Raw genomic sequence first — 18,901 nt, 5'->3', positions numbered from 1 at the left:
AGATGAAAACCCAGTCACCGCTGGTTACACTACGCGAACTGGCGCAGAAGGACGTTGAGAAAGCTGCTGGTCAGTTGGGTCAAGTGCGTCAAGCACATCAACAGGCCGAGCAGCAACTCAATATGCTGTTAAACTATCAGGATGACTATCGTCAAAAATTGAACTCGACGATGTCCTCTGGTATGGCGAATAATAGCTGGCAGAATTATCAGCAGTTCATCCGAACGCTGGACAGTGCAATTGAGCAACACAGGCAACAGCTCTCGCAGTGGACATCACGTTTAGATTTAGCCATGAAGACCTGGCAAGAAAAACAGCAGCGCTTGAACGCATTTGAAAAACTGCAGGATCGTGAACTGACAAGACAGCTTGCCAAAGAAAATAAAATAGAACAAAAACAAATGGATGAATTTGCCCAACGGGCCTCACAGAGGAAAGCAGAATCATGAATCTGTCCGCGTTACCTATAGCTACCACGGCCAGTGATACAAGCAGTTCTTCTGCTTCATTACTGACACAGGGTGAGCTGCCAAAAGATTTTGTTGATCTGTTGAGCAAACGTATATCACAAGTAGCCGATGATGCCTCGGGTAAGAAAACGTTCGATAAAGTAGAGAAAGAAGCTTTGCTAAGCGCGTTAGGGAAAGATAATGCGTCGCTTAGCCGAGACGATTTAAACGCGCTGCTTTCTTCCTTCAGTTCTCTCACGGGCGCAACGATTACAGCGGGTCAGAAAAATCCAGAAATTGTAGAGCAAGCGAAGTTTAAAAACTTGGACAAAAAAGAAGGTGACAGCACCGCAGAGGACACTATCGCCGTGCAGGCACTGCTTGCCATGTTGCAGTCAACGCCGCTTCCTATACAACCTGCCGCTGATAGCATTGCAGCAACTGCCGTTAATGCAGGTTTAAACATTCCAGGACTCATTGATGCTAAACGCCAGAATGAAGCGCCCGCGCCAGTACTAAACAATCCCGCATCAGTACTAAACAATACGGGTGAAAGTACTAGAGGCACACTGGCAGCATTACTCGACACGTCAGTGACGCCAGATAAAGATGCGGGTATATCACGCGATCTGCATCATGCAGCCAAGCAAACCTCATCAGCAACAACCGAATCTACGGATGAGGCTGCAAAGTTTGCGCTAACGACGCCAAATTCCCTTGCAGGCGATCGCAATGTGTCTGAATCAGTCTCAACCTTAGGCAACGGCGCGTCTCAAACTACGCCACCTGTGGCACAGGCGATGCCTATTCAACCAGCATCGGTGGGAACTGCCACATCATCCTCTCAGGCAGCGAGTGCTCAACTGAACGCTCCCTTTGGCTCACCGCAATGGCAAGACGCATTGGGCCAGCAAATTATTATGTTCAGCCGTAATGGTCAACAGACCGTAGAGTTACGTTTGAACCCACAGGAATTGGGTGCCCTGCACATCAGTCTAAAAATTGATGATAACCAAGCTCAAATTCATCTGGCTTCAGCAAGCGGTCAGGTTCGCTCAGCGCTGGAAGCTGCGCTGCCTCACCTGCGTAATGCAATGGCAGAAAGCGGAATTAACCTTGGTCAGAGCAGCGTAGGCAGTGATTCCTCTGCCTGGCAGCAGCAAATGGCGGGTAATAACAACGATGGCAATAATCGTGGGCCGTCTTACCAACAACAATTTAGCCATTCATCAGAAAGCACCAGTGAATTATTAGACGTACCAGAACCGTTAAGATCAATGGCATCATCCGTCAACGGCGTTGATATCTTTGCCTGAAACTGAAGTAAACGAACAAGTTAGCACGGTTTTCCCTGCCTATTCTCTGTATTGAACATAGCAATAGGCAGGATAATCATCGACATTACGCATTTATTTATTGTTGGTTTCATCCAACAGTAAATATCGATAAGTAACGGGAAATCTCTTTAGCTATGTCTGATATGCAAGTTAAACCAGGACGTAAACGGTCTTTTTGGCTAATACTACTGATTATCGTTGCTCTCGCTGCGGCTGGCGCTGCGGGCGCCGCCTGGTGGCTATTAAATCAGAAAAACGCAGCAACGGCTGAGCAGGAAGCGCCGCCACCACCAGAGCCTGTTTTCATGCCACTGGATACCTTTACCGTTAATCTCGTCAATGCAGATAATGACCCTGATCGCGTGTTATATGTTGGATTCACGCTGCGGTTACCCGATGAAGCCACGCGTACACGGTTTACGAATTATCTACCAGAAGTTCGCAGCAGACTATTATTACTGCTTTCTCGTCAGGACGCGATTGCGCTTGCCAATGAGCAAGGTAAGCAAAAATTGATAGAGCAAATTAAGCAAGTGCTAAGCCCACCATTAGTTCCTGGTCAACCTAACCAGGTCGTTACTGATGTTCTGTTCACGGCCTTTATACTGCGGTAACCATTATGGGCGATAGTATTCTTTCACAAGCAGAAATTGATGCACTATTGAATGGCGACAGCGGCGACAGCGACGCTGATAACAATGCGACATCAAAAACGGACGGGGACGTTAAACCCTATGATCCGAACACTCAGCGACGGGTTATTCGTGAGCGTTTACAGGCATTAGAAATTATTAATGAACGTTTCGCGCGCCAATTCAGAATGGCATTGTTTAATCTGTTGCGTCGTAGCCCCGATATTACCGTGGGTGGAATTAAGATCCAGCCTTATCATGAGTTTGCCAGGAACCTTCCGGTACCGACAAACCTGAACCTTATCCACTTAAAACCGCTACGCGGTACTGCATTGTTTGTGTTTTCTCCGAGCCTGGTGTTTATCGCTGTAGATAACCTTTTTGGCGGTGACGGGCGTTTTCCGACGAAAGTAGAAGGCCGCGAATTCACCCACACAGAGCAAAGAGTAATCAAACGTATGTTACGCCTGGCTCTGGAAGCCTATGGCGAAGCCTGGAATGCGATTTACAAACTTGACATCGAATACGTGCGTTCAGAAATGCAGGTCAAGTTTACCAACATCACGACGTCACCTAATGATATCGTCGTGACGACACCGTTTCATGTTGAAATCGGTTCGCTGACGGGCGAATTTAACATCTGTATTCCTTTTTCAATGATCGAGCCGTTGCGCGAATTGCTCGCCAACCCACCATTGGAAAACTCACGCCAGGAAGATCAGAGCTGGCGGGACACCTTAGCCAAGCAGGTACAACATTCTGAATTGGAATTAGTTGCAAGCTTTGTTGATATTCCGCTGCGCCTCTCCAAGATTCTGAAGCTACAGCCCGGCGATGTCTTACCGATCGACAAACCTGATAAAATAGTCGCTCATGTTGACGGCGTGCCCGTGCTGACCAGCCAATATGGCACATTGAACGGGCAATATGCCCTGCGTGTTGAACATTTGATTAACCCTATATTGAATTCTCTGGATAACGAGGAACAGCCCCATGAGTGACACCAAGAAGCCGTCCGACGACAAGGAATCAGTGGACGATCTGTGGGCTGATGCATTTAACGAGCAGCAGGCTGCAGAAAAACCGGCCCCGACAACGGAAGGTATTTTTAAGGCGCTAGAGGGTCATGATCCGTTGGGTGCTCTGCAGGATATCGACCTGATATTGGACATCCCTGTCAAACTCACCGTTGAGCTTGGCCGGACCAAAATGACAATAAAAGAATTACTGCGCCTGACTCAGGGCTCTGTTGTTGCACTTGATGGCTTAGCCGGTGAACCGTTAGATATCCTGATTAATGGCTATCTCATCGCCCAAGGCGAGGTGGTTGTGGTATCTGACAAGTACGGTGTCCGTATTACAGATATCATGACACCATCCGAACGTATGCGCCGCCTGAGTCGTTAATGGCAATAGCCTCGATATCCTCTCCGGCCCCAGTAGCAAGTCAACAGTCAACACTTGCTACTGAGCCACCACTTACCGGCAGCATGTTACTGACACAGGTTGGTAGTGTGCTCGCTGGTGTTTTATTATTTATTCTGCTGATTGCCTGGCTAGCTCGCAAACTCGGCTTTGCTCCTCAAGCCAAGCAAAACAAGTTGCTAAAAGTCGTATCTAGTTGCTCAGTTGGGCAGCGTGAACGTGTCGTTATTGTAGAAGTTGATAATACCTGGCTAGTGTTAGGTGTTACGGCTCAGCAAATCACACCGCTGCATACACTTACAGCACACCCCACCAACGACAGTTCCTCAACTGGTGACACCAAGCCGGTAGATTTCAATCAACTGTTAAAGAAAGTTTTAAAGCGTCCGGAAAAATCGGAATGAGTGCCTTGTCTAATTATTTTCGTATCACCGCCCTGCTTCGCACACTGCCCTACGCTTTCGCCATTGGTCTATTGTTTGCACCATCGGTGTGGGCACAGCTTCCTGGTATTGTGACGCAACCTCTACCTAACGGTGGACAGAGCTGGACGCTATCCGTACAGACGCTGGTTTTCCTTACGTCATTAACATTTCTTCCTGCTGCATTGTTAATGATGACCAGCTTCACCCGAATCATCATTGTACTGAGCTTGTTACGCAATGCGCTGGGTACACCAACCGCACCACCGAACCAGATATTGCTCGGATTGACCCTTTTCCTGACATTTTTTGTCATGTCACCCGTATTAAACCGCGTTTATGACGAAGCCTATCTTCCCTTCAGTCAGGATAAAATCAGCATGGAAATCGCCATCGAGCGTGGCGCGGAACCTGTACGTGAATTTATGCTGCGGCAGACTCGGGAAACCGATTTGGCGTTGTTTACCCGGCTGGCAGAAATTCCAGAGATCCAGGGACCTGAAGCGGTGCCCATGCGTGTACTTCTCCCCGCATTCGTGACAAGTGAGCTAAAAACTGCTTTCCAAATTGGTTTCACCGTGTTTATCCCTTTCCTCATCATTGACCTCGTTGTTGCCAGCGTATTGATGGCACTGGGGATGATGATGGTTCCTCCGGCAACCATTTCATTGCCTTTTAAACTCATGCTTTTCGTATTAGTCGATGGCTGGCAGTTGCTACTCGGTTCATTAGCGCAGAGTTTTTATAGTTAGACGAAGAGAGGAATGCGACGATGACACCAGAATCGGTGATGGCACTTGGCTATGAGGCAATGAAGGTAGCATTGGCGTTGGCGGCGCCTCCGTTGATGGCCGCACTACTCAGCGGGCTGCTTATCAGTCTCCTGCAGGCAGCCACTCAGATAAACGAAATGACGCTGTCGTTTATCCCTAAAATCCTAACGGTCTTCTTCACCTTAGTGATCGCTGGCCCCTGGATGTTAAACCTCATGCTGGACTATATGCGTACGCTATTCGGCCAGTTACCTAACATTATTGGGTAAGCATGCTGACGTTTAACAGTTGGGACATGATGAATTGGGTCAGTCAGTTTTTCTGGCCTTTTGTCAGAATTCTCGCACTGATCAGCACCGCACCGGTCTTTAACGAAAGAGCAATTGGCAATCGGGTAAAAATCGGTTTGGGAGTAATGATTACCCTGCTTGTTGCGCCCTATTTACCGTTAAATACCACGCCTATTTTTTCCGTCATGGGCGTATGGCTGTTAATACAACAAATTCTCATCGGTGTTACGCTCGGCCTGTCAATGCAGTTAGCATTTGCCGCTATTCGCCATGCTGGCGAACTCATTGGCTTACAAATGGGGCTCGCTTTTGCGACCTTCTTTGATCCCACAGGTGGCCCGAACATGCCAATAATTGCCCGTTTCATGAATATTCTCGCGATATTATTGTTCTTAACCTTTGATGGGCACCTCTGGCTGATTTCGTTATTAGCAGATAGTTTCTATACTCTGCCCGTCAGTGTTAATCCGATTAACAGTCATGCCTTTCTTGCTCTTGCGCGCGCTGGCGGGTTAATCTTTATTAACGGGCTGATGTTGGCATTGCCCATCATAACGCTATTACTGACCATCAACCTAGCATTAGGCATGCTTAACCGTATGGCCCCCCAACTCTCGATATTTGTCGTTGGCTTCCCGATTACTCTCACGGTGGGAATCATGACGTTAGGTTTATTACTTCCTCTTATCCCACCCTTTGCAGAGCATTTATTCAGCGAAGTATTCGATTTACTCGCTGACATTCTCACTCAACTATCAAGTTCTTAGCCGTTCCCTATATCAATCCGTAGTGGTCGAAGTGAGGCCAATACGGACACCAGGCGCATATATTTATTCCCCCAACATCCTTACAGTTTGCTACTGTAGCTCGTCCTATGGCTATACGACGCTGTGATTTTTTCAAAATCGCGCCAGGAAAGTGCGTCAGATAGCGATGCACTAAAACAGCCCATGCACTAATATAATAGGCGTTATATAAAAGAGAATGTCAGAGGGAATTGAGGATGTTGGGGGGGATAAAAAATGGCATGTCATCCATTCAATATAATAAAAGGAGTGACACGCCTAAAAAATACGCCCGGTTTAAGCGTATTCAAACCGTAAAGTAGAATAGAAAAACTATTACTACTATCTCATCTGGAATAACGACATGCCTTGCATATTCTGAAAAGCCGTATAAGAAGCCTGTAGAGAAGACTGCTGCATGATGTAGGATGAAATCGCCTCATACCAGTCTGTATCCTGCAACTGTGATAATGTCGCTTTATTTGTCACATCGCGATCTTTACCAATTGCATCAAGATTATCAATCTCATTGAGCTGAATCCCTAACTCTGCACGAACAGCGGAAACATTATTTAAAGTATTGTTTAAACCGCGATTGGCCGTATCCATTGCAGCAGCAACACCGGCTTTGGTTGCATCATCAGCCCCATCAAGCGGGGTTTCAAGCGCCTTAATTGCAATGTCCAGCGTTTTAAATAAATCTTTTTGAACGGTGGTGCCATCAGGTTCTTTCTTCGCGTCTCCTGTTGCCTCAAGGAAAACGGCAGAACCGACATGGCTGACATTCATATCTCTAGCAGCATCGACACGCTGTGAAATCGCTTTATCTCCGCCGACATAGTTAACGCCTGTAGCTCCCTCAACAAAAGGTGCTTTGTCTGTTTCATAACCTGCAAAAATGTAATTACCATTGCCATCGGTACTATTTGCCAAATTCAATAACTCAGCCTTCATACCGCGCAACGCTGTCGCATGTGATTTGCGATCATCATCACTCTTAATACCACCGCCGCTAATCACCTCAGTTAAGGCACTAGTAATTGTGATAACACTCTTGTCCAAAATAGAATCTTCCAAGGACATACTTTGCTTGGCAAAGGTACGCGCTAGCGTATATTGGCTGTTCTCTGACTGAGCCTGGCCAAGCATAATAACATTCGCTGCTGCAATCGGGTCATCCGATGGGTTTACGACACGTTTACCCGTTGCTAACTGCTCACCCGTTTTTTGCCACGTCGCCTGACCATTAATAATGCCTTGCATATTTTGCTGATATATCATGCTAGTACTTAAACGCATGGTATTAATTCCTCTTTATTAAATGGTCAAACTAGCTACGGGCCGCTAAAAGGGCATCAAATATAGATTGGGCTGTTTTGATGACCTGAGCATTGGCCATATAGTATTGCTGATAACGCATCAGATCGCCGTATTCTTCATCCAGGTTTACACCGGATACGGACTGCTGTTCTGCTGTGAGTTGCTTAACAACGTTTTGCTGAGATGTATTATTTATCTTCAGCGTGTTGGTCTGGTTACCAATCGCACCAACCAAGCTGGCGTATGCACCGGAAACGCTCGCTTTGCGACCTACTATTTTTTCATTCTGCAGAGCAAGCAATGCTTTAGCATTGGTGTTATCACTCACACCACCGAAAGGAATAGAATTACCCGTTGCATCAAAAGCAGATGCTGCTGCAATTTTATTCGGATCAGAAATAGCTACTGACATATCAATAATAGCGTCATTGACCGGCTTAAGCAGGAAGCTATCATTCGTTGCAGGTGTCCCTGTAATGCTCATTTTGATGCCATCAAAATTCAGACTGCTCTCGGGCGGAGCCCCTGCGGTTGTTACTGCGGCGGTAAATTTTGAATTATCAGATAAACGGGTCACTTGCCAATTAGCACCATCATATTTAATCGAATAATTGGTTGCCTGTACGTCTTTGGTATCGGTATAAGATGGTGTTAGTACCGCATTACCACTGTTTTTACTGTCATTCAGGGCAACCGCTTTACCAAAAGAGAAGAAATCACCGCCTTTAACGCCATCACGGTCATAACCTTTTTGATGTTGAACATTAAATGCATCAGCAAATGACAGCGCTAACTGCCCTAGCTGATTGCGTGCCCCATCCAGCGTCTCTGAACGAAAGGAGAGCAATCCCCCTAATGAACCGCCCGTTAACGTACTCTCATTCAAGGTATAGATATTATCAGCTTGGTCTTTGTAACCAATAGTGAGGCGAGTGGCATCGCTACTCGACCCCATTGCTATCAATTGCTGACTACTCCCCGCCTGCACTAAGTTAGTCCCATTTTTTAATGCAACGTTATAAACCGTTCCATCCTGAATGACGACATCAACGCCGACTAATTTATTCAGTTGGTCGACCAGATAATCACGCTGATCAAGAAGATCATTAGGCATTGCACCATTATTTGATCCTAATAAGCGATTGATTTCGTCATTTAAAGATGCAATTTGTTTGGTGTAAGTATTCACTTGGCCGACAGTGCTTTGAATTTGCGTATTTAGACCGCTGTCCATGTCACGCAGATATTTATCCGTGACCTTGAATTGGTTTACCAGCCCTTCAGCTTTGCCCAGTACAGTTTGACGAGTCGACGAATCACCTGCGTTACTGGTGAGATTTTGCAGGTTAGAAAAGAAGCCCTGTATGGTTGATGACAGGCTAGTCGTACTACTGGCCAGCAGATTATCAATCTTGGAAATTTGCTCGTAGTAAGCGGAAACCGAGCTACTTGTCGTCTGCGCCGAACGCAATTGATTGGTAATAAATTCATTATACTGGCGATTGATACTAACGGTATTGACACCATTTCCCACATATCCAGCTGACGTAGCACTACTTATTGTCTGCTCAAGTATCGCATTTTGCCGACTATATCCGGTAACAGCCTGATTACTAATGTTGTTACTCACGACACTCAGCGCAACCTGTGCACCTTTTAAGCCACTCATCGCAGTGTTAAGTAAATTGGACATAGGGTGTTGTTCCTTTTACACAGGCTTTTTCGCCCTGCGCAGTTAACTAAATGCTGAAAGCAGCAATTACGCTACATAAGTTAATTACTTTATCGGTCAGAAAGCACAAATCTTGAATAAAAAAGTCAAAATAGCTGGCTCAAATCATGAGTGTACGCTTTTGCCACTTTCTCACCTGAATGCTTCATTTGCTGGATCATGTTAACCAGCTTCTGAGCATATTGCGGGTCCGTTGCATAACCCGCTTTTTGCAATGCATGTGCCGCTTGCTCAGCCGTTCCGGCACTCATCACAGCAGAGTAGCGGGGGTTATTGGTCAACAATTTCACATAATCGCCAATAGCTTCAATATAGGAATCGTAAACTCTGAAGCTGGCTTTTACCTTTTTAGCCACACCTTGCTCATATTCTGTCGTGGTTATCTCAGTGGTTGGTCCATTCCAACTGCCGCCGGCCTTAATGCCGAATAGATTGTGGCTTGGGCGCCCATCTTCGGTAGGGATTTCACGCTGTCCCCAGCCAGATTCAAGCGCAGCCTGAGCGATGATCAGGTGATGAGGGATACCGCTATGCTGGCTGGCAATCTGAGCGGGTAAGGAAATCTGAGACACAAAATTACTATCGGATAGCGGCAACGCTGAACCCGTAGTGGGCAATTTGGGCAGCGCTTTACGTACCATCTGTTCCACAGCCGCCATTGGCATGCTTTTAAGCACATCACCATCAAATATTAATGGAACAGAGGGAACAGCGGCTTTAGCCGCCGTGGCCTCTGGGGATTGCCGAGTCAATTGCTCAACCATGACATCCGCAAGCCCAAGCCCCTTGCCTTTAGTTGAGATCTCTTGAGCAATTTGCTGGTCATACATTGAGGTATACAGACGCGTCTGATCGCTGTTGAAAAGCCCGTCCTGCGGAATCGCAGAACGCATGCTTTTCATCATCAATTGTACAAACACGCCTTCCATTTGTTGCGCAACCGCGCGGATGCCCTCTTTGCTTTGAGGATTACCTGAAACTTCACGCTTCAGCGTATTCAGGGACTGCGCATCATAGGCCGCGTTATTCAGCGTCTGCATATCACTCATCAGATAATTTCCAGTTTGGCACGCAAGCAGCCAGCACTTTGCATCGCCTGCAGAATAGACATCAGCTCCATCGGCGTCGCGCCTAAGGAATTCAATGCACGCACGACATTGTTGAGGTTGGCGCTGGAATTAACACGTTGTAAAGCACCGCCGGCTTGCTGAACCGAGATCTCTGTTTGCGGAGTCACAACCGTCTGCCCCCCCCCAAATGGGGTATTAGGTTGGCTAACGTTGGCCTGCTGATTGATCGTCACGGAGAGGTTACCCTGGGCGATAGCACAGCTATCCAGCGTGACATCGCGGTTCATTACGACAGATCCGGTACGAGAATTAATAATTACCTTGGCATCCTGAATACCGACGTTGACTTCAATATTTTGGACATCGGCCAAAAAACGAACCTGAGAACTATTGCCATGCGGGGCAAGTACCTGGATGGTACGAGAATCCAGCGGCGTCGCTGTACCACCATATCCAGAACGATTGATTGCATCGCTGACTTTCTGCGCCATTGAGAAGTCGTCATTCTTCAGCTGCAGTACTATCGTATTTGACGTGCCAAACGTACTCGGTAACTCCCGCTCAATAACCGCACCGTTACTGATTCGTCCGCCTGCAAGTTGGTTAACCTGAACACTGCTCCCACCAGCGGAGGCACCAGCACCACCAACCAAAACGTTCCCCTGCGCCAGTGCATAAACCTGGTTGTCTACCCCTTTCAATGGGGTCATCAGCAGCGTTCCGCCTCGCAAGCTCTTTGCGTTACCGAGCGAAGACACAACAACATCAATATTTTGGCCTGATCTGCCAAAAGGCGGGAGTTCCGCCGTTACCATCACCGCAGCCACATTCTTCAACTGCATGTTGGTTCCAGCAGGAACGGTAATCCCTAACTGAGAAAGCATGTTAGTTAAGCTTTGCGTGGTAAACGGCGTCTGCATAGTCTGATCGCCAGAACCATCTAGGCCAACCACTAAACCGTAACCAATTAAGGCATTACCGCGTACGCCCTGGATATTCACCAGATCGCGAATTCTCTCTGCCGACGCAGGGACAATATTCAGCGTCAGTAACGTCAGCAGTACAGTGAAAAATGATGCAATCCGCATGGCAGGCCTCTTAAGCTTAGAACGGAGAAACATTGAGGAAGAACCGCTGTAACCAGCCCATGTTTTGCGCTTCGTTAATATAACCGTTACCGACATATTCAATCCGCGCATCCGCAACCTGCGTTGATGGCACCGAGTTATTACCGCTGATGGTTCTCGGATTTACTACGCCAGAGAAACGGATAAACTCTGTTCCCTGATTGATGGCAATTTGTTTTTCGCCAACGACTTGCAGGTTGCCATTAGCGAGGACTTGACCCACGGTGACCGTAATCGTACCGCTGAAGGTGTTGTTTGCATTCGCACCACCTTGCCCAGTAAATTCGTTTGTTCCAGTTGCATTCAGGGAGGCTCGGTTATTACCCAACGGCCCTTCAAGATAGCGCGGTACCGCAGTCAGGCCAAACGTGGATGAACCATCGCGACTTGCATTGGCAGACGAACTTTTACTCGCGCTCACATTTTCCTGCAGCACGATCGTCAATGTGTCGCCAATATTTCGTGGGCGACGATCCTCAAACATCGGCTGATAACCATAATTCATCGGCTGTACAGTTTGAAAAATAGAACCATTTGGCCCCGCTAATACGGGCGATCCAGGCTGAGCAGTCGTAGGCCCAGTGACAACTTTATCATGCGGAATATAGGCGCAACCGTTAAGTGCTAACATCGCGATCAATGCCAACAGACGGTGTCGGCGGAGTGGTTTGATAACCGACTTTGCATTCATTATCACTGCGGATATCGCCTTAAATTAATCTATTTCACCTATTCACGGGGTAAATCAAAACCATACTACCCACCCATCGGGTGCTTATGGCCATCATTACCTCGTTAACTGTCTATATTGCTACTATCAGGCAACCAGAGCACCCGCTCTCGCGCCTGAAATTAGTAGGCTACCTACCATTACAGCTGGGTCAATTTCTGCAACATTTGGTCAGAAGAAGAAATAGCTTTACTGTTGATTTCGTAAGCACGCTGAGTCTGAATCATCGATACCAATTCCTCTGCCACATTAACGTTGGAGGTTTCGACATATTTCTGATACAGCAGACCCGCGCCATTCAACCCTGGGTTTGTTTCATTCGGCGCGCCAGAGCTCGCGGTTTCGAGATACAAGTTTTCGCCCATGCTCTCAAGGCCGCTATCGTTAATAAAGGTTGTCAGTGTCAACTGGCCAATCTGGTTTGTTGCCGCCTGCCCCTGCAATTTAACGCTGACAATACCGTCACGGCCTATATTCAGTTCCGTCGCATTCGCTGGAACGGTAATCGCTGGCTGAACCTGATAACCACTGGACGTCACTAACTGGCCGTTACCATCAAGTTGGAAGGCACCGTCACGCGTGTAAGCCGTTGTACCATCAGGCAACTGCACCTGAAAGAACCCTTGGCCTTTAATGGCAACGTCTTTCGAATTACCGGTCTCGGAAAACGTCCCTTGAGTATGAATACGCTCTGTTGATACCGGACGAACTCCAGTACCGAGTTGTAAACCAGATGGTAGCATAGTTTGCTCTGAAGATTGAGCACCAGGCTGACGAATGGTTTGATACATCAAGTCTTCAAATACCGCACGCTGACGCTTGAAACCATTAGTGCTGACGTTTGCCAAGTTATTGGAAATAACGTCCATATTGGTTTGCTGAGCATTCAGGCCGGTTTTGGCAATCCACAAAGAACGGATCATTTATTCACTCCTGTGCGCACTCGGCGCTTAACCCATTGCTAATATCTGATTAGCGCGTTGTGCATTATCGTCGACGCTACTAATGATTTTCATCTGCATTTCAAAGCGTCGCGCATTGGCAATCATATCGACCATGGTATCGACTGTGTTCACATTACTGCCTTCGATCACACCCGGCATAATACGCACAGTGGGATCATTTTGCAGAACATTACCACGTTGTTGTTGAGCCTGTTGCGTCAAGCGAAATAATCCGTCATCAGACCGCTCAACTTCTTGTCCGGTAGCCTTGACGAGCTTCAAGCGCCCCAACTGGGCGATCGTATTCGGCGGATCCCCAGCATTAAGCGCAGAAATTGTACCATCAGGAGAAATGCTGATCTGAGCCTGTGGAGGGATGTCAATCGGTCCGCCATCCCCCATAACTACACGCCCCTGGATAGTCAACTGCCCATCCGCGTTGATCTCCATATTACCATTACGAGTGTACGCTTCACCGCCGTCAGCCGTTTGCACTGCCAGCCAACTCTCTTTCGGTAAAGCGACATCCATTGCACGACCAGTATAATTCATCACGCCTTCAGTCATGTCAGCGCCAGGCGTTGAAGCGACAACCAGCGTTCGGGTGGGCAGTGTCACCCCATTGACCGGCACAGCGCGCAGTGCAGATAGCTGAGCCCGAAAACCCGGTGTTGAAGCATTGGCCAAGTTGTTCGCCGTAATCGCCTGCTTTTCCAATGACTGGCTCGCGCCACCCATTGCCGTATAAATCGCGTGATCCATGCAATGTCCCCGTTAGGATAATTAACGCATGCTAACCAATGTTTGCAGAATGGAGTCCTGCGTTTTGATGGTCTGCGCGTTTGACTGATAGTTACGCTGCGCAACAATCATGTTGACCAGTTCTTGCCCCATATCCACATTTGACGCTTCCGTTGATTTACCGATGAGACGACCTAAATTTCCTGAACCCGCAACACCAACAACAGCCTGTCCAGAACTTGCAGTTTCCGACCATACGTTATCCCCGTTAGGCACTAAACCACCTGGGTTAGCAAAGCCCACTAATACAATCTGACCTAATGCTTGTTTCTGACCATTGTTATAGCTGCCTTCGATCGTACCATCGCCTTGGATAGCAAATCCTGTCAGAGCACCTGGCGCATAGCCATTCTGAACGGGACTTTTATAGCTATAGTCCGTGTTTTGCTGCACGCTACCAGTGAAATCGAGTGTGAACGTACCCTGCGCTGCGCCATTAGTTCCCGCGAGCTTAAGTGTAAGGGCTCCTGGCGTTACACCATTAACAGGGGTCGGGTTCTGAGATTGTAATGCACCGTTAGCGCCAAAAACCAGATTACCTACATCTTGATATTCAGGGGATGCTGCAGAAGCATCGCGCGCATAGGTCTTCCAGTTATTATCGCCAGTTTTAACAAAGTACAGCGTAAAGTTGTGCTTATTACCCTGACTATCATAAGTCGTCAATGACGTTGTACTGTTAAAGGTCCCTTCTTGACCCTCTGTACTTAATACTGGAGGTGTAGCATTAGGATTGGCAGCAACCCAAGGCCTGGCTGGTACAGAGTCAGATGACTTCAAGCTCGCGATCAAAGATGCTGTAGTCGTCGCACTAGCAAACATATCACCATCAGGAATAGTCAGTGGCTGGGGATCTCCCCCTGTTTGGATCACTGGTGGAGCCCCTATTGCAGGGTAACCCGTCAATTGCATACCTTGTGCGTTGACGATATTACGCCCATCCAGCATAAATTGACCATTACGGCTATAATAAGTTGTGCCATTAGTATCTTGCATACGATAAAAACCAGCGCCATTACTAATCGCAACATCCAAGTCTCGAGAAGACGAAGTGATGGTGCCATTAGAAAAATCCTGCAACACCGCAGCAACCTGTACCCCCATGCCGACTTGCGACCCTGCAAACATATCCCCAAAGGTAACCGTGCTAGCTTTAAACCCCACTGTTGCTGAGTTAGCAATATTATTACCAATAACATCTAAGTTATTAGATGCTGCGTTAATGCCACTGATCGCCTGAGAAAAACTCATGTCGCTCTCCAGAGAATTGATTAAGTCATATTCCAGATAGTGAATTTCACTGGAATAACATGAAATTTATACCGTTACAGAATCTGCCGGACATCGTCCATGGTGGCTCTGCCGCGCAGTCCTAAATCCAGTAATGCACCGCTATCGCCGCGAACGACACTATTGACAACCGCATAGCTCAATGGCTGAACAACTTGCTGCGCGCCGCCGGTACTGGCAGCAACAGTGAAGGTATAAGCCCCATCAGGCGCAACCGTGCCATCAGAAAGTTTACTATCCCAGTTAAATGAGTGAACGCCGGCAGAAAGCGTCCCCAGTTCGATCGTACGTACGGCTTTACCTGTCGAATCATTGACAGTAACAGTGACAACTTCCGCTGCTTTTTCCAGCTCTACGCCAAAGGGGGTACTGGTTTCTTTACCAACAAGAATGTCTTTTCCAGGGATCATGACACTGTGCCCAATCAGCGTTGTTGCCTGCATGGATTGGTTATTATTGATCTGGCCAGAAATAGAACCTAGGGTGGTGTTCAATTTCTCAATACCGCTGACGGTATTGAGCTGAGCAAGTTGGCTGACCAACTGGTCGTTGCTCATCGGGTTCGTCGGATCCTGATTTTTCAACTGCGCAACCAGAAGCGTCAAAAATTGGTTTTGGAGGTCAGCGCTGCTATTCTTCTCGACCGCCGTTGTCGACGATGAACTCTGTGTTTTAGCCGCAGAGGAAGTATCGTTAGTTGTGATAGACATTATTTTATATCCCAGTTATTGGCCGATGGTTAACGTCTTCAGCATCATTGATTTTGTCGTATTCAAAACTTCGACGTTTGCCTGATAGCTGCGCGAGGCAGAAATGGTGTTTACCATCTCAGCCACAGGGTCGACATTCGGCATACGAACGTATCCCTGCCCATCAGCTAGCGGATTGCCCGGTTCGTAAACCAGACGGGCTGGTGATGGATCTTCAATAACATTGGAAACGCGTACGCCCCCCGTAGACTGCCCCGGAGCGGCATTCACTTCGAACACAACTTGCTTGGCGCGATAAGGCTCGCCATCAGGCCCCGTCACGCTGTCTGCGTTAGCCAGGTTACTGGCGCTCACATTCAGACGCTGAGATTGCGCAGAAAGCGCTGAGCCTGAAATTTCGAATATATTTAATAACGACATGAATCTTTACCTTCCTATCGCGCTACGATCACGAACCTGACTGCAGGACCGACATCATACCTTTAATCTGTCCGCCAATAACGGTCAGGCTGGATTGATATTTCAGGCTATTATCGGCAAAATTAGTGCGTTCGCGGTCCATATCGACCGTATTACCATCCAACGCAGGCTGATCGGGTACACGATAGAGCAAATCAAGTTCCGGCGGTTGAAAGTTCTGTGCTGGTATATGCCGTACAGATGTGGTTTTCAGCGCGATACCCGTACCGTTCACCCGTCCTTGCTCCATCGTTTTACTGAGCTGGCTGGCAAAATCGATATCCCTGGCCTGATATCCTGGCGTATCCGCATTGGCAATATTCGCGGCCAGAATTTCCTGCCGCTGGGCACGCAAGTTCAACGCTTCCTGCTGAAACCGCAATGAGGCGTCTAATTTATCAAGCATGCTCCCTCCGCAAGTTAGAATTTGGAGTAAGTAGGATAATTCTCATGATGGCTATACCATCGAATGAATAGACACTAAATGCAGCGCTATTTATTGCCTTAACCTCATGCTGGCATCGTTACACTTAACGCCCAATATAATCAGAATCAGGAGAGCCGGGCAGGAATGAAAACAATACATTATTACCTCTATCTGGCTGCGTCCTGTTTTTTCACCCTTTGTACCGCAGTCAATGCCAACGACCTTCCTGCACAGGTCAATCAATTTTTTGCCTCACGCTTTCAGGGAAGCACGAATACCGTAAACGTTGTGGTAAAATCGCCAGAATCGCAATGGCCAGAGTGCCAAGCGCCGCAAATCACGCTGCCTGGAAATGCGAAAATGTGGGGTAATGTGAGCCTGTCCGTACGTTGCGGGCAACATCGTCGCTTCATTCAAACCGAAGTTCAGGTAACTGGGAATTATGTCACCAGTGCAAGACTGATAAATCGAGGAACCACGCTGACGGAAAAAGACGTTCGTTTGACAAAAGGCAGGCTCGATTTATTACCGTTGCGCCCTATACTGACGTTACCAGACGCCCAAGGCGCAGTCCTTTTGCGCGATCTCACGCCTGGCCAGGTTATTACTGCGTCTATGATCCGGCGCGCTTGGGTCGTAAAGGCCGGTCAGTTAGTGCAGATTATTGCCCAAGGGGAAGGCTTTACAATCAATGGCGAAGGAAAAGCCATGAACAACGCGGCAGATGGGCAAGCGGTCAGAGTCAGAACGGCAAATGGACAAATAGTCAGCGGAATCGCAAACAAAGATGGGATTATTCTGATCTCACAGTAATTAATTAAAGATTTAGTCATGTTTGCCGATGATAGTTACAGAGTCATTAATGATGATATTTTAAAATTGAACACCAATGTGATGAAATCACTGTAACACATTGATTATTAACCACTTATCCTCAAATTAGAGGGATGTATTATGAGTATCGATCGCACCCAGTCACTGAAGCCGGTCAGTCAAGTGCAGCAACGTGAATCTGGCGATATCGCTAAAGCTAAACGTACACAGACTGAAGTCCAGTCTGAAGTAAGTGCAACGCAGGTGAAGCTGAGCGATGCGCAGGCAAAGTTGATGCAGCCAGGTACGCACGACATAGACATGAACCGGGTTGAAACCTTGAAGCAGGCAATTCGTGATGGCTCACTTAACATGGACGCCGGAAAAATCGCGGATGCGCTGCTTAAAGAGACGCAGGATTTTTTAGCAGGTAATTAATATTTATGGAAAATCTGCAAGCTATTTTAGATCAGCTGCTGAGCAACTTACGTGACCTCGATGTTGTTATGTCTGAAGAGCAAACCCTGCTTTGCGCTGGCCATATTAATAGCATCGCGCTGCAACAGGTAACAGAGAAAAAAACGTCCTTGCTAGCGACGATGCAGCATTTGGAAACGCAGCGCCATAAAACTGAATCAACTCTTAAGTTGCAAGCGCCTTATGACGGCATTGAAAAACTGTCGACTTACTGGCAGCAAGTGCAAGAGTTAACCAGACGTTTGAATGATCAGAATCAGCATAATGGCCTTCTGCTTAGCCGGCATATTGCCTACACGAACGAAGCCATCAACATATTGAAGCCTCGGCACGGTCAGGGATTGTATGGCCCAGATGGTCAGTCGAAAGGTGTAACAGTTGGTGGTAGAAAAATTACATTCTAAAAGTCTCTGCATTTCTGGCAGAGACTTTTCATCCTTAAAACAGCCACTCATTTAAATTACTGTTTAAAAACTTACTTGTAATTTACCGCAATATCGATTGTACGCACGCTGAACGTATGATTAATACGACCATTTCCTTCAATGTAGTATACAAAACGAAACTCATTATTAGCCGCCAATCCGTCAAATGCTCGGGTTTGCCCGTCACCACTTCCGTCTAAATCAACACAGCGCTGTGGTGATTGTGAACACAGTTTCACAACAAGCCCCACAGGTATCGCTGAATCAATCACGTGCCGCCAATATATTGTCGTAATCGTTTCATCTGGATTAACAGCAATGTTAGGAACAAAAGCTGACGTCGTAACCATTTCGCCACGATGATCAAGTTTGATTCCTGGCATACTTCCGTTCCAACTACCTGGCGTCGCGGTGGCACAGAACGGGAGTGCCAGCATGGATACTGCCAGAGCACGCATCATCA

Annotated in this window: 24 protein-coding genes; 12 read left to right on the top strand and 12 right to left on the bottom strand. The window is 47.4% G+C overall.

Annotated elements, in window-relative coordinates:
- Positions 1-2 precede the first annotated feature (2 nt).
- The 9 genes from fliJ to fliR all read left to right on the top strand — a co-directional run bounded on the left by fliJ (position 3) and on the right by fliR (position 6,095).
- A complete protein-coding gene (gene fliJ, locus DMB82_RS08140; RefSeq protein WP_010279625.1) occupies positions 3-449 on the top strand; it encodes a flagellar export protein FliJ in 447 nt (148 codons plus the stop codon).
- Positions 446-1,765 (top strand): flagellar hook-length control protein FliK, encoded by a 1,320-nt coding sequence (locus tag DMB82_RS08135; RefSeq protein WP_102118450.1) that lies wholly within the window; start codon positions 446-448, stop codon positions 1,763-1,765. Before fliJ ends, DMB82_RS08135 begins: the two co-directional genes overlap by 4 nt.
- Before the next feature lie 155 nt (positions 1,766-1,920).
- Positions 1,921-2,400, top strand: a complete 480-nt coding sequence (fliL, locus tag DMB82_RS08130; RefSeq protein ID WP_102118449.1) for a flagellar basal body-associated protein FliL — start codon at positions 1,921-1,923, stop codon at positions 2,398-2,400.
- Positions 2,401-2,405: 5 nt separating this feature from the next.
- Positions 2,406-3,419, top strand: a complete 1,014-nt coding sequence (gene fliM, locus DMB82_RS08125; protein WP_102118448.1) for a flagellar motor switch protein FliM — start codon at positions 2,406-2,408, stop codon at positions 3,417-3,419.
- A complete protein-coding gene (gene fliN / locus DMB82_RS08120; RefSeq protein WP_102118447.1) occupies positions 3,412-3,825 on the top strand; it encodes a flagellar motor switch protein FliN in 414 nt (137 codons plus the stop codon). Before fliM ends, fliN begins: the two co-directional genes overlap by 8 nt.
- The gene (fliO, locus tag DMB82_RS08115) at positions 3,825-4,247 is read left to right on the top strand and encodes a flagellar biosynthetic protein FliO (protein ID WP_102118446.1); all 423 of its coding nucleotides are present in this window, start codon (positions 3,825-3,827) and stop codon (positions 4,245-4,247) included. Before fliN ends, fliO begins: the two co-directional genes overlap by 1 nt.
- Complete coding sequence (gene fliP / locus DMB82_RS08110) at positions 4,244-5,017, top strand: flagellar type III secretion system pore protein FliP (protein ID WP_102118445.1); 774 nt, start codon at positions 4,244-4,246, stop codon at positions 5,015-5,017. Before fliO ends, fliP begins: the two co-directional genes overlap by 4 nt.
- Before the next feature lie 20 nt (positions 5,018-5,037).
- Entirely contained in the window at positions 5,038-5,307 is a 270-nt protein-coding gene (gene fliQ / locus DMB82_RS08105; RefSeq protein WP_010279609.1) for a flagellar biosynthesis protein FliQ, read from the top strand.
- A gap of 2 nt (positions 5,308-5,309) precedes the next feature.
- A complete protein-coding gene (gene fliR, locus DMB82_RS08100; protein WP_102118444.1) occupies positions 5,310-6,095 on the top strand; it encodes a flagellar biosynthetic protein FliR in 786 nt (261 codons plus the stop codon).
- 360 nt (positions 6,096-6,455) lie between these two features.
- Here fliR and flgL read toward each other — a convergent pair whose 3' ends face one another.
- The 11 genes from flgL to flgB form a co-directional block, all read right to left on the bottom strand.
- On the bottom strand, positions 6,456-7,412 hold the full coding sequence (gene flgL / locus DMB82_RS08095; protein ID WP_116162530.1) for a flagellar hook-associated protein FlgL: 957 nt from the start codon (positions 7,410-7,412) through the stop codon (positions 6,456-6,458).
- A 31-nt stretch (positions 7,413-7,443) separates the two neighbouring features.
- The gene (gene flgK / locus DMB82_RS08090; protein ID WP_116162532.1) at positions 7,444-9,126 is read right to left on the bottom strand and encodes a flagellar hook-associated protein FlgK; all 1,683 of its coding nucleotides are present in this window, start codon (positions 9,124-9,126) and stop codon (positions 7,444-7,446) included.
- 125 nt (positions 9,127-9,251) lie between these two features.
- Positions 9,252-10,214: a flagellar assembly peptidoglycan hydrolase FlgJ gene (flgJ, locus tag DMB82_RS08085; protein WP_116162534.1), complete on the bottom strand. Its 963-nt coding sequence runs from the start codon at positions 10,212-10,214 to the stop codon at positions 9,252-9,254.
- Positions 10,214-11,323, bottom strand: a complete 1,110-nt coding sequence (locus DMB82_RS08080) for a flagellar basal body P-ring protein FlgI (RefSeq protein WP_039545079.1) — start codon at positions 11,321-11,323, stop codon at positions 10,214-10,216. Before DMB82_RS08080 ends, flgJ begins: the two co-directional genes overlap by 1 nt.
- Positions 11,324-11,339: 16 nt before the next feature.
- Positions 11,340-12,053 carry a flagellar basal body L-ring protein FlgH gene (flgH, locus tag DMB82_RS08075; RefSeq protein ID WP_039545081.1) on the bottom strand — a complete coding sequence of 238 codons (714 nt, stop codon included), beginning with the start codon at positions 12,051-12,053 and terminating at the stop codon, positions 11,340-11,342.
- 179 nt (positions 12,054-12,232) lie between these two features.
- Positions 12,233-13,015 (bottom strand): flagellar basal-body rod protein FlgG, encoded by a 783-nt coding sequence (gene flgG, locus DMB82_RS08070; RefSeq protein WP_039347440.1) that lies wholly within the window; start codon positions 13,013-13,015, stop codon positions 12,233-12,235.
- Between the two features lie 27 nt (positions 13,016-13,042).
- Positions 13,043-13,798 carry a flagellar basal body rod protein FlgF gene (locus tag DMB82_RS08065; RefSeq protein ID WP_039545084.1) on the bottom strand — a complete coding sequence of 252 codons (756 nt, stop codon included), beginning with the start codon at positions 13,796-13,798 and terminating at the stop codon, positions 13,043-13,045.
- A 21-nt stretch (positions 13,799-13,819) separates the two neighbouring features.
- Entirely contained in the window at positions 13,820-15,088 is a 1,269-nt protein-coding gene (gene flgE, locus DMB82_RS08060; RefSeq protein ID WP_116162537.1) for a flagellar hook protein FlgE, read from the bottom strand.
- A gap of 74 nt (positions 15,089-15,162) precedes the next feature.
- The gene (flgD, locus tag DMB82_RS08055) at positions 15,163-15,837 is read right to left on the bottom strand and encodes a flagellar hook assembly protein FlgD (protein WP_116162539.1); all 675 of its coding nucleotides are present in this window, start codon (positions 15,835-15,837) and stop codon (positions 15,163-15,165) included.
- Between the two features lie 15 nt (positions 15,838-15,852).
- Complete coding sequence (gene flgC, locus DMB82_RS08050; protein ID WP_010279553.1) at positions 15,853-16,257, bottom strand: flagellar basal body rod protein FlgC; 405 nt, start codon at positions 16,255-16,257, stop codon at positions 15,853-15,855.
- Between the two features lie 28 nt (positions 16,258-16,285).
- Entirely contained in the window at positions 16,286-16,702 is a 417-nt protein-coding gene (gene flgB, locus DMB82_RS08045; protein WP_102118438.1) for a flagellar basal body rod protein FlgB, read from the bottom strand.
- A 165-nt stretch (positions 16,703-16,867) separates the two neighbouring features.
- Between flgB and flgA the strand changes: the two genes are divergently transcribed.
- The 3 genes from flgA (at position 16,868) to DMB82_RS08030 (ending at position 18,417) form a co-directional block, all read left to right on the top strand.
- Positions 16,868-17,536, top strand: a complete 669-nt coding sequence (gene flgA / locus DMB82_RS08040) for a flagellar basal body P-ring formation chaperone FlgA (protein ID WP_102118437.1) — start codon at positions 16,868-16,870, stop codon at positions 17,534-17,536.
- 141 nt (positions 17,537-17,677) lie between these two features.
- Positions 17,678-17,974 carry a flagellar biosynthesis anti-sigma factor FlgM gene (flgM, locus tag DMB82_RS08035; RefSeq protein WP_116156116.1) on the top strand — a complete coding sequence of 99 codons (297 nt, stop codon included), beginning with the start codon at positions 17,678-17,680 and terminating at the stop codon, positions 17,972-17,974.
- Positions 17,975-17,979: 5 nt separating this feature from the next.
- Positions 17,980-18,417: a flagella synthesis protein FlgN gene (locus tag DMB82_RS08030; protein ID WP_102118435.1), complete on the top strand. Its 438-nt coding sequence runs from the start codon at positions 17,980-17,982 to the stop codon at positions 18,415-18,417.
- 71 nt (positions 18,418-18,488) lie between these two features.
- Here DMB82_RS08030 and DMB82_RS08025 read toward each other — a convergent pair whose 3' ends face one another.
- Positions 18,489-18,899 carry a flagellar protein FlhE gene (locus tag DMB82_RS08025; protein WP_420849735.1) on the bottom strand — a complete coding sequence of 137 codons (411 nt, stop codon included), beginning with the start codon at positions 18,897-18,899 and terminating at the stop codon, positions 18,489-18,491.
- Between the last annotated feature and the right edge of the window lie 2 nt (positions 18,900-18,901).

The sequence above is a fragment of the Pectobacterium aquaticum genome (genome assembly GCF_003382565.3).
Taxonomy (GTDB): Bacteria; Pseudomonadota; Gammaproteobacteria; order Enterobacterales; family Enterobacteriaceae; genus Pectobacterium; species Pectobacterium aquaticum.
The sequence above is the reverse complement of the archived record's forward strand: the minus strand, read 5'-3'. Positions and strand labels throughout refer to the sequence as shown.

Bases quoted from the DNA above. Each gene is read 5' to 3' on its own strand.
- fliJ (WP_010279625.1), top strand. From the start codon at position 3: ATGAAAACCCAGTCACCGCTGGTTACACTACGCGAACTGGCGCAGAAG.
- DMB82_RS08135 (WP_102118450.1), top strand. From the start codon at position 446: ATGAATCTGTCCGCGTTACCTATAGCTACCACGGCCAGTGATACAAGC.
- fliL (WP_102118449.1), top strand. From the start codon at position 1,921: ATGTCTGATATGCAAGTTAAACCAGGACGTAAACGGTCTTTTTGGCTA.
- fliM (WP_102118448.1), top strand. From the start codon at position 2,406: ATGGGCGATAGTATTCTTTCACAAGCAGAAATTGATGCACTATTGAAT.
- fliN (WP_102118447.1), top strand. From the start codon at position 3,412: ATGAGTGACACCAAGAAGCCGTCCGACGACAAGGAATCAGTGGACGAT.
- fliO (WP_102118446.1), top strand. From the start codon at position 3,825: ATGGCAATAGCCTCGATATCCTCTCCGGCCCCAGTAGCAAGTCAACAG.
- fliP (WP_102118445.1), top strand. From the start codon at position 4,244: ATGAGTGCCTTGTCTAATTATTTTCGTATCACCGCCCTGCTTCGCACA.
- fliQ (WP_010279609.1), top strand. From the start codon at position 5,038: ATGACACCAGAATCGGTGATGGCACTTGGCTATGAGGCAATGAAGGTA.
- fliR (WP_102118444.1), top strand. From the start codon at position 5,310: ATGCTGACGTTTAACAGTTGGGACATGATGAATTGGGTCAGTCAGTTT.
- flgL (WP_116162530.1), bottom strand. From the start codon at position 7,412: ATGCGTTTAAGTACTAGCATGATATATCAGCAAAATATGCAAGGCATT.
- flgK (WP_116162532.1), bottom strand. From the start codon at position 9,126: ATGTCCAATTTACTTAACACTGCGATGAGTGGCTTAAAAGGTGCACAG.
- flgJ (WP_116162534.1), bottom strand. From the start codon at position 10,214: ATGAGTGATATGCAGACGCTGAATAACGCGGCCTATGATGCGCAGTCC.
- DMB82_RS08080 (WP_039545079.1), bottom strand. From the start codon at position 11,323: ATGCGGATTGCATCATTTTTCACTGTACTGCTGACGTTACTGACGCTG.
- flgH (WP_039545081.1), bottom strand. From the start codon at position 12,053: ATGAATGCAAAGTCGGTTATCAAACCACTCCGCCGACACCGTCTGTTG.
- flgG (WP_039347440.1), bottom strand. From the start codon at position 13,015: ATGATCCGTTCTTTGTGGATTGCCAAAACCGGCCTGAATGCTCAGCAA.
- DMB82_RS08065 (WP_039545084.1), bottom strand. From the start codon at position 13,798: ATGGATCACGCGATTTATACGGCAATGGGTGGCGCGAGCCAGTCATTG.
- flgE (WP_116162537.1), bottom strand. From the start codon at position 15,088: ATGAGTTTTTCTCAGGCGATCAGTGGCATTAACGCAGCATCTAATAAC.
- flgD (WP_116162539.1), bottom strand. From the start codon at position 15,837: ATGTCTATCACAACTAACGATACTTCCTCTGCGGCTAAAACACAGAGT.
- flgC (WP_010279553.1), bottom strand. From the start codon at position 16,257: ATGTCGTTATTAAATATATTCGAAATTTCAGGCTCAGCGCTTTCTGCG.
- flgB (WP_102118438.1), bottom strand. From the start codon at position 16,702: ATGCTTGATAAATTAGACGCCTCATTGCGGTTTCAGCAGGAAGCGTTG.
- flgA (WP_102118437.1), top strand. From the start codon at position 16,868: ATGAAAACAATACATTATTACCTCTATCTGGCTGCGTCCTGTTTTTTC.
- flgM (WP_116156116.1), top strand. From the start codon at position 17,678: ATGAGTATCGATCGCACCCAGTCACTGAAGCCGGTCAGTCAAGTGCAG.
- DMB82_RS08030 (WP_102118435.1), top strand. From the start codon at position 17,980: ATGGAAAATCTGCAAGCTATTTTAGATCAGCTGCTGAGCAACTTACGT.
- DMB82_RS08025 (WP_420849735.1), bottom strand. From the start codon at position 18,899: ATGATGCGTGCTCTGGCAGTATCCATGCTGGCACTCCCGTTCTGTGCC.